The sequence below is a fragment of the Halostella limicola genome, from assembly GCF_003675875.1.
GTDB classification, from domain to species: Archaea; Halobacteriota; Halobacteria; order Halobacteriales; family Natronoarchaeaceae; genus Halostella; species Halostella limicola.
In genome coordinates this window covers 1,243,939-1,257,585 of record NZ_RCDI01000001.1, presented here as the reverse complement: position 1 = coordinate 1,257,585, position 13,647 = coordinate 1,243,939, and the positions used below count along the sequence as shown (strand labels likewise).

At 69.2% G+C, this 13,647-nt stretch carries 14 protein-coding genes and 1 tRNA gene; 12 read left to right on the top strand and 3 right to left on the bottom strand.

The window, feature by feature from the left end; all coding sequences use genetic code 11:
* Positions 1-47 precede the first annotated feature (47 nt).
* The 11 genes from D8670_RS07370 to D8670_RS07320 all read left to right on the top strand — a co-directional run bounded on the left by D8670_RS07370 (position 48) and on the right by D8670_RS07320 (position 10,694).
* Positions 48-854, top strand: a complete 807-nt coding sequence (locus tag D8670_RS07370; protein ID WP_121817410.1) for an alpha/beta fold hydrolase — start codon at positions 48-50, stop codon at positions 852-854.
* Entirely contained in the window at positions 851-2,491 is a 1,641-nt protein-coding gene (locus D8670_RS07365; RefSeq protein ID WP_121817409.1) for an AMP-binding protein, read from the top strand. The genes D8670_RS07370 and D8670_RS07365 overlap by 4 nt, the downstream gene beginning before the upstream one ends.
* Before the next feature lie 64 nt (positions 2,492-2,555).
* Entirely contained in the window at positions 2,556-3,764 is a 1,209-nt protein-coding gene (locus tag D8670_RS07360; protein WP_121817408.1) for a thiolase domain-containing protein, read from the top strand.
* Positions 3,761-4,138, top strand: coding sequence for a Zn-ribbon domain-containing OB-fold protein (locus D8670_RS07355; RefSeq protein WP_233752206.1), 378 nt, complete (start codon positions 3,761-3,763; stop codon positions 4,136-4,138). The genes D8670_RS07360 and D8670_RS07355 overlap by 4 nt, the downstream gene beginning before the upstream one ends.
* Before the next feature lie 153 nt (positions 4,139-4,291).
* A complete protein-coding gene (locus D8670_RS07350) occupies positions 4,292-5,644 on the top strand; it encodes an ABC transporter substrate-binding protein (RefSeq protein ID WP_121817407.1) in 1,353 nt (450 codons plus the stop codon).
* Positions 5,641-6,450, top strand: coding sequence for an ABC transporter ATP-binding protein (locus D8670_RS07345; RefSeq protein WP_121817406.1), 810 nt, complete (start codon positions 5,641-5,643; stop codon positions 6,448-6,450). The genes D8670_RS07350 and D8670_RS07345 overlap by 4 nt, the downstream gene beginning before the upstream one ends.
* Entirely contained in the window at positions 6,447-7,157 is a 711-nt protein-coding gene (locus D8670_RS07340) for an ABC transporter ATP-binding protein (protein ID WP_121817405.1), read from the top strand. The genes D8670_RS07345 and D8670_RS07340 overlap by 4 nt, the downstream gene beginning before the upstream one ends.
* A complete protein-coding gene (locus D8670_RS07335; protein ID WP_121817404.1) occupies positions 7,154-8,164 on the top strand; it encodes a branched-chain amino acid ABC transporter permease in 1,011 nt (336 codons plus the stop codon). The genes D8670_RS07340 and D8670_RS07335 overlap by 4 nt, the downstream gene beginning before the upstream one ends.
* Positions 8,154-9,566 carry a branched-chain amino acid ABC transporter permease gene (locus tag D8670_RS07330; protein ID WP_375137269.1) on the top strand — a complete coding sequence of 471 codons (1,413 nt, stop codon included), beginning with the start codon at positions 8,154-8,156 and terminating at the stop codon, positions 9,564-9,566. The genes D8670_RS07335 and D8670_RS07330 overlap by 11 nt, the downstream gene beginning before the upstream one ends.
* Positions 9,563-10,582 (top strand): 3-oxoacyl-ACP synthase, encoded by a 1,020-nt coding sequence (locus D8670_RS07325; RefSeq protein WP_121817403.1) that lies wholly within the window; start codon positions 9,563-9,565, stop codon positions 10,580-10,582. Before D8670_RS07330 ends, D8670_RS07325 begins: the two co-directional genes overlap by 4 nt.
* Before the next feature lie 41 nt (positions 10,583-10,623).
* Positions 10,624-10,694: transfer RNA gene (locus tag D8670_RS07320), tRNA-Pro, on the top strand.
* 244 nt (positions 10,695-10,938) lie between these two features.
* Here D8670_RS07320 and D8670_RS07315 read toward each other — a convergent pair.
* From D8670_RS07315 to D8670_RS07305, 3 genes are all read right to left on the bottom strand, one after another.
* On the bottom strand, positions 10,939-11,373 hold the full coding sequence (locus D8670_RS07315) for a type IV pilin domain-containing protein (protein WP_121817402.1): 435 nt from the start codon (positions 11,371-11,373) through the stop codon (positions 10,939-10,941).
* Between the two features lie 6 nt (positions 11,374-11,379).
* On the bottom strand, positions 11,380-11,799 hold the full coding sequence (locus D8670_RS07310) for a type IV pilin domain-containing protein (RefSeq protein ID WP_121817401.1): 420 nt from the start codon (positions 11,797-11,799) through the stop codon (positions 11,380-11,382).
* A gap of 404 nt (positions 11,800-12,203) precedes the next feature.
* The gene (locus D8670_RS07305) at positions 12,204-12,848 is read right to left on the bottom strand and encodes a bifunctional 4-hydroxy-2-oxoglutarate aldolase/2-dehydro-3-deoxy-phosphogluconate aldolase (protein WP_121817400.1); all 645 of its coding nucleotides are present in this window, start codon (positions 12,846-12,848) and stop codon (positions 12,204-12,206) included.
* A gap of 94 nt (positions 12,849-12,942) precedes the next feature.
* Here D8670_RS07305 and D8670_RS20805 point away from each other — a divergent pair, with 94 nt between their 5' ends.
* Positions 12,943-13,620: a DUF7504 family protein gene (locus D8670_RS20805; protein WP_162994219.1), complete on the top strand. Its 678-nt coding sequence runs from the start codon at positions 12,943-12,945 to the stop codon at positions 13,618-13,620.
* The last annotated feature ends 27 nt before the right edge of the window (positions 13,621-13,647 follow it).

The window sequence follows — 13,647 nt, the reverse complement described above, 5'->3', positions numbered from 1 at the left end:
GATATGCAAACTCTCGTTTTGATTACCGCTCCCGCACACGCTCTAGTATGCCGATTGCTACCAATGGCGGCGTCGACCTGTACTACGAGGTCGACGGCCCGACGGACGCCGAGACCGTGGTGCTGGTGGAGGGCCTCGGCTACGGCCGGTGGATGTGGCAGTGGCAGCGAGAGGCGCTGTCAAAGTGCTACGAGACGGTCGTCTGGGACAACCGCGGGACGGGCGACTCCGACGCGCCCGCGGGGCCGTACACGATCGCCGAGATGGCGAGCGATCTAGAGGCCGTGCTCGACGACCACGGGGCGGAGCGCGCGCACGTCGTCGGCGCGAGCATGGGCGGGATGATCGCCCAGCGCTACGCGCTGGACTACGACCGCGCGGCGTCGCTCTCCCTGCTCTGTACGAGTCCCGGCGGCGAGGACGCCGTCGAGGCGTCGCCCGAGGTGCAACAGCGCATGGTCGCGGAGCCCGAGGGGTACGACGAGCGGGAGGTCATCCGCCACCGGATGGCGCCGGCGATGACCGACGAGTTCCGCGAGGCCAACGACGACCTGATCGAGCGCATCGTCGACTGGCGCATCGAGGGCGACGCGAGCGAGGCCGGCCGCGAGGCGCAACTGGCCGCCGTGGGCGCGTTCGACGTCTCCGACCGACTCGGCGATATCGACGTCCCGACGCTCGTCGCCCACGGGACGGCGGACCGGATACTCCCGGTCGAGAACGCGGAGTTGCTGGCTGAGGGGCTGCCGGACGCGCGAGTCGAACTGTTCGACGGCGCCCCGCACCTCTTTTTCATCGAGCGGGCCGACGCCGTCAACGGAACGCTGCTCGACTTCCTGGGGAGCCGATCATGATCCACGACCACGGCGAGCGCCCGTACGACTGGGTCGGCGACTGGAGCGGCCGCCGGGCGACGCTCTCCCCCGATGCGGTCGGCCTCCGGGACGCCACGACCGGCGAGGAGTACACCTACGAAACGCTCGACGCGCGCGCGAACCGGACCGCCCGGCTGCTCGACGACCGCGGGGTCGGCGAGGGCGACCGGGTCGCCGTCGTCTCGCGGAACCGCGTCGAACTCGTCGACCTCTTTTTCGCCGGCGGGAAGACCGGTGCGGTGCTCGCGCCGCTGTCGCACCGCCTCGCGCCGCCGGAGCTGGGGGAGCTGCTCGAAACGGTGGACCCGAGCCTGCTCGTCGTCGAGGAGCCGTTCGTCGGCGACGTGGCCGAGGCGCTGGGCGAGGAGGTGAGTTGTCCGCGGATCCTCCTGCCGGCGGACGACTGGAGCGACCGAGACGGCGAGGCCGACGCCGGAGACTCCCCCGACGGTCCGTTCGCCGACGCGCCGACCTACGCCGACGCGCTCCCGGAGGACGGCGCGCCGGTCGACGGCGCGGAACTGTCGCTCGACGACCCGGCGATGCTGCTTCACACCGGCGGGTCGACGGGGACGCCGAAGGAGACGGTCCTCACGCACGGGGCCCTCTGCTGGAACTCCTTCAACACGATCACCGCGTGGGGGCTGCGCCCCGAAGACGTGACCCCGATGGTGTTCCCCATGTTCCACACGGGCGGGTGGAACGTGCTGACGGTGCCGCTGTTTCACCTCGGCGCGACCGTCGTCATCGGCCGCGAGGTCGACCCGGGGCGCGTGCTCGACACGATCGAGTCCGAGGGCGCGACGGTGTTCGTCGGCGTCCCCGCGGTCCTGCGGTCGATGGCGACCCACGACGACTGGGACGACACGGACCTCTCGTCGCTCCGGTTCGTCAAGAGCGGCGGCGGTCCCTGTCGCGACGCGACGATCCGCGCGTGGCGGGAGCGCGGGGTGGACCTCTCGCAGGGGTACGGCCTCACCGAGTGCGGCCCGAACAACTTCGCGATGCCCGACGACTGGGACGAGGCGAAGACCGACAGCATCGGCAAGCCCGTGATGCACACCGACGTGCGGATCGTCGACGAGGGGGGAGATCCCGTCTCCGAGGGCGAGATCGGCGAACTCCAGTTGGCTGGGCCGCACGCGGCCGAGCGCTACTGGCGCGACGAGGGCGAGACGCGGGCGACGTTCGGCGAGGGCTGGGTCGCCACCGGCGACCTCGCGCGGGTCGACGGCGATGGGTACTACCGCATCGAAGGGCGGAAGAAGAACATGTTCACGAGCGGCGGGGAGAACGTCTACCCGCCGGAGGTCGAGGACGCCCTCGCGGACCATCCCGACATCGAGGAGGTGATCGTGGTCGGCGTCCCGGACGAGCGGTGGGGGACCGTGGGGAAAGCGGTCGTGCAGAGCGCGGCCTCCGAGGCCGCGGAAGGCGACAGCGGGGACGACGAGTCGCTGACGGTCGACGACCTCCGCGAGTTCCTCGACGGTCGCCTCGCGGGGTTCAAGCACCCGCGCCACGTCGCGTTCGTCGACGAGATGCCCACGAGCGGCCCGTCGAAGATCGACCGGTCCGCGATCGAGCGGCGCTTCGGCGAGTCGGACGGCGCCTGACCGGGGGCGCCGCGTTCAGATGTCAACCTCACCACTTTTGCACTCCTAGTTCCTCGTCTCTAGCATGCCAGACGCACACGTCGTCGGCGTCGGAATGACGCCGTTCGGCGTCCACGAAGCGACGCTCCCCGACCTGTTCGCCGACGCGGCGCTCCCGGCGATGGACGACGCCGGGGCGGGCCCGGACGAGATAGACGCCTTCTACTTCGGCAACGCGATGGGCGGCCAGATAGAGGGCGAGAGCCACCTCGCGCCGACGCTCGCCTCCCACGTCGGCGTCGCTGGAGTCCCCTGCCAGCGGTACGAGGACGCCTGCGCGACCTCCTCGAACGCGTTCAAACACGCCGTCCGCGCGGTGGAGGCGGGCCAGCACGACGTGGTGCTGGTCGGCGGCGTCGAGCGGTGCTCTCCCGAGACGGGCAAGGGGACCGGCGCGATGACCCGCATCTTCGCCAGCGCGGCCCACGGCGCGTACGAGCGCCCGACCGGCCTCACCTTCCCCGGCGTGTTCGCCCTGCTGACGAAGCGGCACATGCACGAGCACGGGACGACGTCGGAGCAACTGGCCGAGGTGGCCGTGAAGAACCACCACCACGGCAGCCTGAACCCGCGGGCGCACTTCGGCAAGGAGACGACCGTCGAGGAGGTGCTGGACGGCCCCCTCGTCGCGGACCCGTTCCGCCTGCACGACTGCTGTCCGTTCTCCGACGGGGCCGCCGCCGTCGTCGTCGCCAGCCCGGACGCCGCGGAGCGGTTGGGCGGCGACCCGGTCCGCGTCGCCGGCGTCGGCCACGCGACGGACGTGGTCCCCATCGCGGACAAGGCCCACCCCTCCGTGACGCAGGCCGCGCGGGACGCCGCGAGCGAGGCGTACGCGGCCGCCGATGTCACCGCGGACGACGTCGACTTCGCGGAGATCCACGATTGCTTCACCGGCGCGGAGGTGCTCGCGACGGAGGCGCTCGGCCTCGTCGAGGACGGCCAGGGCGGGACGGCCGCCGCCGAAGGGCGCACCGCTCTGGGCGGCGACGTCCCCGTCAACCCCAGCGGCGGGCTGAAGGCGAAGGGCCACCCCATCGGCGCGACGGGGGTCGCGCAGGTGGTCGAACTGACCGAGCAGCTCCGCGGCGAGGCCGGGGAGCGACAGGTCGAGGCCGCGGACGTCGGCGTCGCCCACAACCTCGGCGGCGACGCGGCGACGACGGTCGTCAGCGTGCTGGAGCGCCCCGAGTCGGACGGCACGCGCGGCGGCGCGCGAGGTGGTGAAGCGTGAGCGAGTTCGCCGACTACCTGACCGACGGCCGGCTCACGACCGCCGGCTGGCAGGACGCGCTCGGCGACGGCCGCCTGCTGGGACAGGAGTGCGCGGACTGCGGCCACGTCACGGCCGCGCCGAAGGCGGCCTGCGCGCGGTGCGGGTCGCGCGCGCTCGAAACGGTGGAACTGCCCGAGGAGGGAACGGTGTACTCGGCGACGCGCATCGAGGTCGCGCCCGAGGGGTTCGACGCGCCGTACCGCGTCGGGATCGTGACGCTCGGCGACGGCCGCGTGATGGCCCGCCTGGAGGGCGACGCCGACATCGGCGAGGCGGTGTCGTTCCGCGGCGCGTCGTCCACGCCCGAGGGGCCGGCGCCGCTGTTCGGCTGAGCGGGACGGCGGACGGGGGGCTATCGGCCGCGCCCCCGCTCGGCGCTCGCGAGATAGCGCGTAGCCCTCTACGGCCGTTACGGCCGTCGAGGGGCGGGGTTTGTATATTAACATTGGTGACTTTGCAGGAACGGCGCGACTGATTGATATACAATGACACACCCGACCCGACGGTCGTTACTCAAGAGCGCTGGTGCGATCGGTCTCGCCGGCGTCGCCGGCTGCCTCTCCGAGGAGGGGGGCGGCGGCGAGGGCGGCGCGCTCCGCATCGGCGTGATGCAGCCGCTGACCGGCGACGTGGAGTACTACGGGAAGCAGAGCCTCTGGGGGTTCCTCTCGGGGCTCGCCTACAAGCACGACGCCGACCCGCTCGACGCCGACTCCGCCGGCGAGGAGACGGTCGAGGGCGACCAGTACGACTACGAGCTCCTCATCGAGGACACGCAGTTCGACGCCGACCAGGCGCAGTCGATCGCTACCGACCTCGTGGAGGAGCGCGACGTCGACGTGCTGTTCGGCACGGCGAACTCCGGGGCCGCCCGCCGCGTGATCGAGTCCGTCGTCGCCAACACCGACACCCCCTTCGTCGCGGGACCGGCGGCCGCGTCCGACATCACCTCCGATAGCCAGTACTGCAGCGAACGCGTGTTCCGCGCGAACGAGCACACGGCGATGGACGCCCGCAGCGGCGGCCGGTACGTCGCGCAGGAGACCGACGTCGAGAGCGTGTACATCATGGCCGCCGACTACAGCTTCGGCCGCGCCGTGGCGGCGAACTACCGCTCCGTCCTCGAGAGCGAGGGCATCGAGATCGCGGGCGAGCAGTTCGTCCCGCGGGGCTACTCGGAGTTCGACGGCCTCTACGAGAACGCCGTCGAGGCGGGCGCAGACGCCGTCATCGGTGGGTTCACCGTCGTGACGCTCCCGGCGTTCCTCTCGACCGGGCTCTCCGGCGATTACGGCCTCCGGATGTTCGGCGGGTTCGCGACGATGATCTCGAACAACGCCATCGGCGGCGTCGCCCAGCGCGTCTTCGGCGAGGGCTACACGGCCGAGGACCTCCGAAACGCGAAGCTCGGCCCGTTCACGACGCGATACCACTGGAACCAGTACGACAACGAGATCAACGACGCCTTCGTCGACATGTACACCGAGGCGTACGGCACAGTCCCCGACCTCTTCACATCGGGGACGTTCACCGCAGGGTCGGCGCTGGTCCAGGCCGTCGAGGACGCCGGCTCGACCGACGCCGACGACGTCGTCGACGCGCTCACCGGGATGACCGTCGACGACACGCCGAAGGGCGAGGCCGGCTACACCTTCCAGGAGTACAACAACCAGGCCCGCTCCGAGATGACCATCGCGAACCCGGTGCCGACGACCGACGAGTGGGCCGACTCGTGGGACGCGGGCGTGATGCCGAGCGAGCCGGTCGCCCGAGTCGCCGGCAGCGACGCCACGATCCCGCAGGGCGCGAGCGGGATGAACTGCGACCTCTCAGGATGATCCGCACGACGGGACTCACGAAACGGTTCGGCGGCCTGACGGCGGTCGACGACGTGGACTTCGAGCTCGGCGAGAACCAGCTCTGCTCGCTCATCGGCCCGAACGGCGCCGGGAAGACGACGTTTTTCAACCTGCTCACCGGCACACTCGCGCCGAGCGAGGGGAGCGTCGAGTACCGCCCGCGCGAGGGCGACTGGGTCGACGTGACGGACGACGGCCCGCACGAGACGGCGCTCCGGGGGATCCACCGGTCCTACCAGATCACGAACGTCTTCCCGACGGCGACGGCGCTGGAGAACGTCCGCGTTGCCGCGCAGGCCCACGGCGGCGACGACGCCTGGAAGCTGTGGCGCAACGTCTCGGCGTTCCCGGAGTACGAGCGCGAGGCGCGCTCGATCCTCGACCGGGTCGGCCTCGGCGACGAGGCCGACACGCCGGCCGAGACGCTCTCGCACGGGCAGAAGCGACACCTCGAAGTCGCCATCGCGCTCGCGGGCGACCCGAACGTCCTCCTGCTCGACGAGCCGACGGCCGGCGTCTCCAGCGACGCCATCGACCGGCTCGTCGAACTCATCCGCGACGTGGCCGAGGACCACGCCGTGTTGCTCGTCGAGCACAACATGGACATCGTGATGGACGTCAGCGACCGGGTCGCCGTCCTCCACCAGGGTGAGCTCATCGCCGACGGGAAGCCCCAGGCGGTGCAGGAGAACCCGGACGTGCAGAAGGCGTACCTCGGCGGGTACGAGCCCGGCGAGGAGACGAACGCGGGCGGCGACGCCAGGGAGGGAGGTGAGGCCGCGTGAGCGGCGATCCCCCCGCGCTCGAGCTCGACGGCGTCCACAGCTACTACGGCGAGAGCCACGTCCTCCGCGGCGTCGACCTGACCGTCGAGAAGGGGGAGAACGTCGCGCTCGTGGGGCGAAACGGCGTCGGCAAGACGACGACGCTCCGCTCCATCCTCGGGCTGACGCCGCCCCGCGAGGGGACCGTCCGCCTCCACGGCGAGGACGTCACCGGCGTCGAGACCCACGAGATCGCCCGGCGAGGCGTCGGGTGGGTGCCCGAGGAGCGCCGGATGTTCAGCCACCTCTCCGTCGACGAGAACCTGCGCGTCGCCACGCCGCCGGGGTCCGACGTCTCGGCGAGGGTCGAGGAGGCGCTCGACGCCTTCCCGGCGCTGCGGGACCACCGCGACCGGGACGCCGGCGACCTCAGCGGCGGGCAACAGCAGATGGTCGCCATCGCCCGCGCGCTGGTCGGGGACAACGACCTGCTGCTGGTCGACGAGCCCAGCGAGGGGCTCGCGCCGCTCATCGTCGAGGAGGTGGTCGACGCGCTCGGGACGCTCGCCGACGACGTGACGCTGCTGCTCGTCGAGCAGAACTTCCCGATGGCGATGGACCTGACCGACCGCTTCTACCTGCTCGACCACGGCGAGGTCGTCGAGAGCGGCGACTCCGGAACCGTTTCCCAGGACGACGAGACGATACGGAGGTACCTCAGCGCATGACCGACCCCGTCGTCCTCTCCGCCGTCGACGTGCTCGTCGACCTGCTCCAGCCCGGGACGCTGGCGCGCATCCTCCTCGACGCGCTGTCGAAGTCCGCGCTGTACGTGGTCATCGCCAGCGGCCTCTCGCTCATCTTCGGCCTGATGGGCGTGCTGAACTTCGCGCACGGGTCGCTCACGATGATCGGCGCGTACCTCGGGGGCGCGGTGATGGTCGCGCTGGTGTCGTCCGGCACCAGCGGCCCGGTGCGGTTCCTGCTTTTCTTCCTCGCCATCGCCGCCGCATTCGGCCTCCTCACCCTGCTCGGCGGCGCGATCGAGGTGGCGCTGATCCGACCGATCTACGACCGCGAGCCGCTGTTCCAGATACTGCTGACCTTCGGCGTCGTGCTCGTGCTCGACGAGCTCGCCCGAATCGCCGTCGAACTGTACGGTCTCCAGCCCCAGAGCGAGTGGCAGGCGGCGATGGGGACCGCGCCCGGCTTCCTCTCGAACTGGTACTCCGTCGCAGGCGTCTCCACGCGCGGGCTGTACCTGTTCGAGGTGCTCGTCGGCGCGCTCGTCGTCGTCGCCATCTGGGCGTTCCTCACCAAGACGCGGTACGGCCTCTACATCCGGGCCGGGAGCGAGGACCCCGAGATGACCCGCGCGCTCGGCATCGACGTGCGGAAGGCGTTCACCGTCGTCTTCGGCGTCGGCGCGGGCCTCGCTGGACTGGCCGGCGTCGTGCTGATGTGGGATCCGCGCTTCGGCGCGAGCGTCCCGCTCGGCGTCGAGACGCTGCTCGTCGCGTTCGTCGTCGTGATCATCGGCGGTCTCGGCTCCTTCCGCGGGACGGTCGTCGCGGCCGGGGTCGTCGGCCTCACCGACGCGCTGATGACCTGGCTGTTCCAGAACCACGTCGACTTCCCCGGCCTGCCGGAGATGGCGATGTTCCTCGTGCTCGTCGGCGTCCTGATCGTCAGGCCGCAGGGCCTCTTCGGCGTCGCGGAGGTGGGTGGCCATTAGCGACCCTACCGAACCGGCCGACCGGTCGGACGCGTCGAACGCGCCGGACACGACGGAGGCGGCCGAAGCGACGGAGGAGCGAGACCCCGCAAACCCGACCGACGCCGCCGTGACCGACGCGGCGGACGAACCGGAAACCGAGTCGGGGGCCGGCTACGTCCGACGGCTGCTCGGCGAGCAGTCGGTCCACGTCGCGGTGATGCTCGCCTTCGCGCTCTACCCGATCGTCTACGCGATCCTGATCCGGACGCCGCTTGGCGCGGAGTTCGACGTGTTCCTGCCCCGGATCCACACGATGGTCGCGGTGCTGTACATCGGCCTGTTCGCTATGAGCTTCGACTTCATCAGCGGCTACACGGGCTATCTCTCCTTCGGCCACTCGCTGTTCTACGGGGTCGGCGCGTATCTCGTCGTCCTGACGGCGACGGGGAAGGTGCCGATGCTCGGGACGGAAACGCCGTTCATGGCCCTGCTGCTGATCGCGGGGGTGCTCGCGGTCGTCATCGCCGTCCTCGTCGGCCTCGTCTCCTTCCGGCTCACCGGCGTCTACTTCGCGATGATCACCCTCGGGTTCGCGGAGGTTGCCCACGTGTTCATCCGGAACTGGGACCGCGTCGGCAGCAACCCGCGCGACGGCGCGACGATCGCCGGCGGCGACGGGTTCGCTCTCGGCGTCCCCGGCGTCGACGCGCTTCAGGTCGAGATCGGCCGCATCGTCGGCACCAGCCTGGGCGAGGTGTTCGGCCTCGGCCTCGGGATCGAGGTCGACGAGGTGTGGGTGTCGTTCTACGCCATCGGCGCGGTCGTCGCCGTCTGTTACTTCCTGATGCAGCGGATCGTCCACTCGCCGTTCGGGCGCGTGATGATCGCCATCCGGGAGAACGAGGAGCGGGCCCGCGCGGTCGGCTACGACGTCTACCGGTTCAAGCTGGCCGCCTTCGCCGTCAGCGGCTTCTTCGCCGCGATCGCGGGCGGCCTGTTCGCCGGCTACAGCCGCTCGGTCGCGCCGGGGAACACGTTCGACCTGTTCCACACGGCCGAGGCGCTGCTGGCCGCGATCATCGGCGGGTTCGGCACGCTCGCCGGCCCGCTGTACGGCTACCTCTTCACGGCCTCGGTCGAGGGCGTCCTCTCGACGGAGCACCACGGCGTCGCCCGGTACCTGCGCCGCGGGCTGTCCGACGCGATGCTGTCGTCCGGCGCGGGCGGCGTCACCGTCGGCGACGTCATCGACGTCCTCGTCGACGGCCGGGCCGACCTGTATCTGGGCATCGTGTTCATCCTGTTCGTCCTCTACGTCCCGCGCGGGATCCTCGGCACGCTCCGCGACCGCCTCGGCGGCACCGTCGCCGACCGGCTCCCCGACCGTCTGCGGACGACGCTCAGGGGGCTGAAGCGGTGACGGTCTCGCTCACCGGCTACGGTCGGTACGTGCCGGACGAACGCCTCACCGGGCGGGAGATCGCCGCCCGCAGCGGCGTTCCGGAGGCGGTCGTCGTCGAGAAGATGGGCGTCCGCGAGAAGCGGGTGTGCCCGCCCGACGGCGACCTCCCCTCCGACATGTGCGTCGCGGCCGCGGAAGAGGCGATCGCCGACGCGGGGATCGATCCGGCCGACCTCGACCTCGTGCTGTACCACGGGAGCGAGTTCAAGGACTACGTGGTGTGGAGCCTCGCCGCCGACGTCGCCGAGCGGATCGGCGCGGACGGGGCCTACGCCACCGAGAGCTACACACTCTGTGCCGGCGCGCCGATAGCGATCCGGCAGGTCCGCGCCCAGCTGCTCGCCGGCGACGTCGACAGCGCCCTGCTGGTCGCCGCCAGCCGCGAGGAGGACCTCGTGGACTACGCGAACGAGGACTCCTCGTTCATGTTCAACTTCGGCAGCGGCGCGTCCGCGACGGTCCTCGAAAACGGCGGGGGTGACCGCGCCCGCGCGTCCGTCCGCGAGAGCGCAGCCATCACGGACGGCTCGTTCTCCCGCGACGTGGTGATGCCCGCCGGCGGCACGCGAAACCCGCCGAGCGAGGAGACCGTACGCGCCGGCGCGCACTCCCTCGACGTTCCCGACCCCGACGGGATGAAAGAGCGCCTCGCGCCCGTCTCCCTGCCCAACTTCCTCGACGTGACCGACCGCGCGCTGGAGCGGTCCGGGCTGGTCCGGGACGACGTCGACTTCGCCGCGCTCACGCACGTGAAACGGTCGTTCCACGACCGCTTCTTCGACGAGATGGGCCTCGACCCCCAGTCTGACGGCTACTACCTCGACGACTACGGCCACGTCCAGAGCGTCGACCAGGTGCTCGCGCTCGACGAGGGGCTCGCCCGCGGCCGCGTCGAGCCCGGCGACGTCGTCTGCTTCGTCGGCGCTGGCACCGGCTACACGTGGGCCGCGACCGTCCTCCAGTGGCGAGGTTGAAACGAAGCGCTTATTTATAGCACTGCCCTCTTCCCGAGTGCGGGACCGTGGGGTAGTGGTATCCTCTGCGCATGGGGTGCGTTGGACCCGTGTTCGAATCACGGCGGTCCCATCATTTTGGCGTCGCTACTCCGTTAGCGATAGTTATAGGTGGCAACTGAGGCAAGCAACCCCTGTCCAAAAATGGAAGCGGTAATCTCCTTCTGGATGCTTAAGGGAGGAAAAAGGCTTGGAGAAACTCCGATGTTACGGAAGTGCTCTGGAATAGATAGCTGTCGCTCTCTATCGCTCCTCTCACGAGTCACCCTTAGTACGTAGTGAGCGCTCTACAAAAAGAAAAAACGGAAAGAGCTGCGTTAGTTCGGGTTCTCGAAGGTGGCGAGCGTCGAGGACGTTTCGCCACTTTCCGACTGCCAGATGATGCGGACTTCGCCGCCAGTGTCTACAGTCGTTTCGATGTAACTGCCTGCCTGAGTCGTGCTATCCGGCGCATTCTGCCATGCAGTCGTGTTACCGTCAGTGATATCACCAGACAGGGAGAGACGATCCGTAGAGATGGAATCGCCGCTCTCCTGTGAGATCTTCACATCATACTCGGTACTGCCAGCAATTTGAGTGCCGTTCCAGTCTGCGTCGAACTTCGTCTGCGGTGTCTTCTCCTGCGACCCGCCAAGGTCCAGCACGAAGGCGCCGATGACTGCGGCCAGAATGAACGTAATGGCGACCATCAGGATGACCCCGATAACCGGCGACACCGCGTCGTCGTCCGTGAAGAGATTCTTCAGATCCATTCTGAATTAGTTCGGGTTCTCGAACTCGGCGATCGTCGAGGAAGTTTCGCCACTCTCAGACTCCCAGACAACGCGGACCGTACCACCAGACTCCACAGCAGTGCCTACGTACGAACCCGCCTGAGTCTGTCCGTCAGAAATCTGGTTCCATCCAGTCCCTTGATTGGATTTGTTACCGACGAAGTTGATCCGGTTGACTTCGATCGAGTCTCCACTTTCCTGCGTGATTGTGACGTTGTTGCCAGTAGAACTCTGATTCCAGTCAGCGTCGAAACTCGTCTGCGGCGTCTTTTCTTGTGAGCCGCCGAGGTCGAGGACGAACGCCCCGATGACGGCAGCCAGAATGACCGTAATCGCGACCATCAGGATAGCCCCGATAACCGGCGACACGGCGTCGTCGTCTGTGAATAGGTTTTTGATGTTCATGATTTTCGTTTTCCCGCTCCGACCGCGGACGGCTCCGGCCCGGGTAACGGACCGTGTTGTTGCGCGTGGGGGAACGAGGTCCGCCCCGGCGCGGTGCCGTCCTGTGGCGGCGCGTTAAGCGCTTCAAAACACCGAGTAAGTATAAATGTAGTCATTCTTTCAAATAGTCGAACACTTTCAGCACCGCGTTGAAGCCGTTCAAGCACCTATTGAAACCACTCATCGAGGCCTCTAAACCCATTATTACCAATAGTTATAGATATACTACCACCGGGTTGACTAATTCATGATAATTATATCAATCCGTTCACAAAGATGAAATTAGAAACTCGCTTCCGAACCATATCGTTAGCGTCACGATGGAGGACGAACCGATCCGGGATCGGCGGGTTCGAAATCGTACCCTACCGCGCGCTCTCGACCGCGTCGACCATCGCCTCGGCGTTCTCGGTGATGGTCTCGAAGTCGCCGCGTTCGACGGCGTCGTCGTCCACGAGCGAGCTGCCCGCGCCGACGCACTCCGCGCCGGCCTCAATGAAGTCGCCGGCGTTGTCGGGGCCGACGCCGCCGGTCGGCATGATCGGGATCTGGCCGAGGGGGCCCTTGATGCTGGAGAGGTAGCCCGGACCGAGGCTGGAGGCGGGGAACAGCTTGACCATGTCCGCGCCGGCCTGGTACGCCTCGACGGCCTCGGTCGGGGTGGCGACGCCGGGGGCGACCGGCACGCCGTAGCGGTTGCAGACCTCGACGACGTCCTCGTGGAACGAGGGCGAGACGACGAACTCCGCGCCGGCGAGGATGGCCGCGCGGGCCGTCTCGGCGTCGAGCACCGTGCCGACGCCAACGACCACGTCGTCGTTTTCGAGGGCGGCGACGACTTCCTCGACCAGGTTCATCACGCCCTGCGTGTCCGCGGTCAGCTCGATGGCGGTGACGCCGCCGTCCTGCAGCGCGCGGGCGATGTCGACGACCGCGTCCGCGTTCGCGCCGCGCATGACCGCGACGACGCCGCTGTCCACCAACTGCTCGATGGTCTCCTGTTTCTCCATGCGGGCAGGTCCCGTCGCCGCGGTCTTGTAACTACCCTTCTCGGCCGACGCGGCCGACAGGATTATGACGAATTACCGGGAGATACGCGCAACGGTGGCGCACGAACTCGACGACCTGTTCGCCGGCGAGCCGGCGCCGGACGCCGTGCTGGTGACGGCCCCGAGCCGGTCCGACCTCCGCGGGTTCCCCGAGCGGACGGTCTCGGCGCTCGCCGGGGCGGACGACGGCTGCGTCGTCCTCACGACGGACGGGCCGGCGACCGACGCCGCGTCGGGGCTCGTCCGGTCGACGGCGATGGACGCCGAGCGCGTCGGCGCGGTCGACTGCACGCGCGGCGGGGCGTCGAACGCGAGCCCGGAGCGGCTGGCGTGGCGCGTCTCCGGGCCGACGAACTTCTCGCGGGCGGGGACCGCGGTCGACGAGTGCCTCGACCTGCTGGCCGACCGCGGCGCGGTCAGGTCGCACCTGCTGTTCGACACGCTCTCGACACCGCTGCTACTGGTCGACTCAGACGCCGTCGCGCGCTTCGCTCACTACCTTGCCGGCCTCGCCGCGGAGCGCGGCGGGACGAGCGTCCTGCCGGCGTTCACGAACCGGACGAACGGCCGCGACCTGGAGCGGCTGAAACACGTCGCCGACGCGCACGTCCGGGTCCGCCGGCGCGACGGGCGGCAGGAGGTCCGCTGCGTCGGCCTGCCGGGCGTGCCCCGGGAGTGGGTCGCGCTCGCCGGCTCGGAGGCGTCAGAGGCGTTCGGGATCAGCGTTCGCTGATCGGCGAAAAGAGAAGAAACGCTTCCG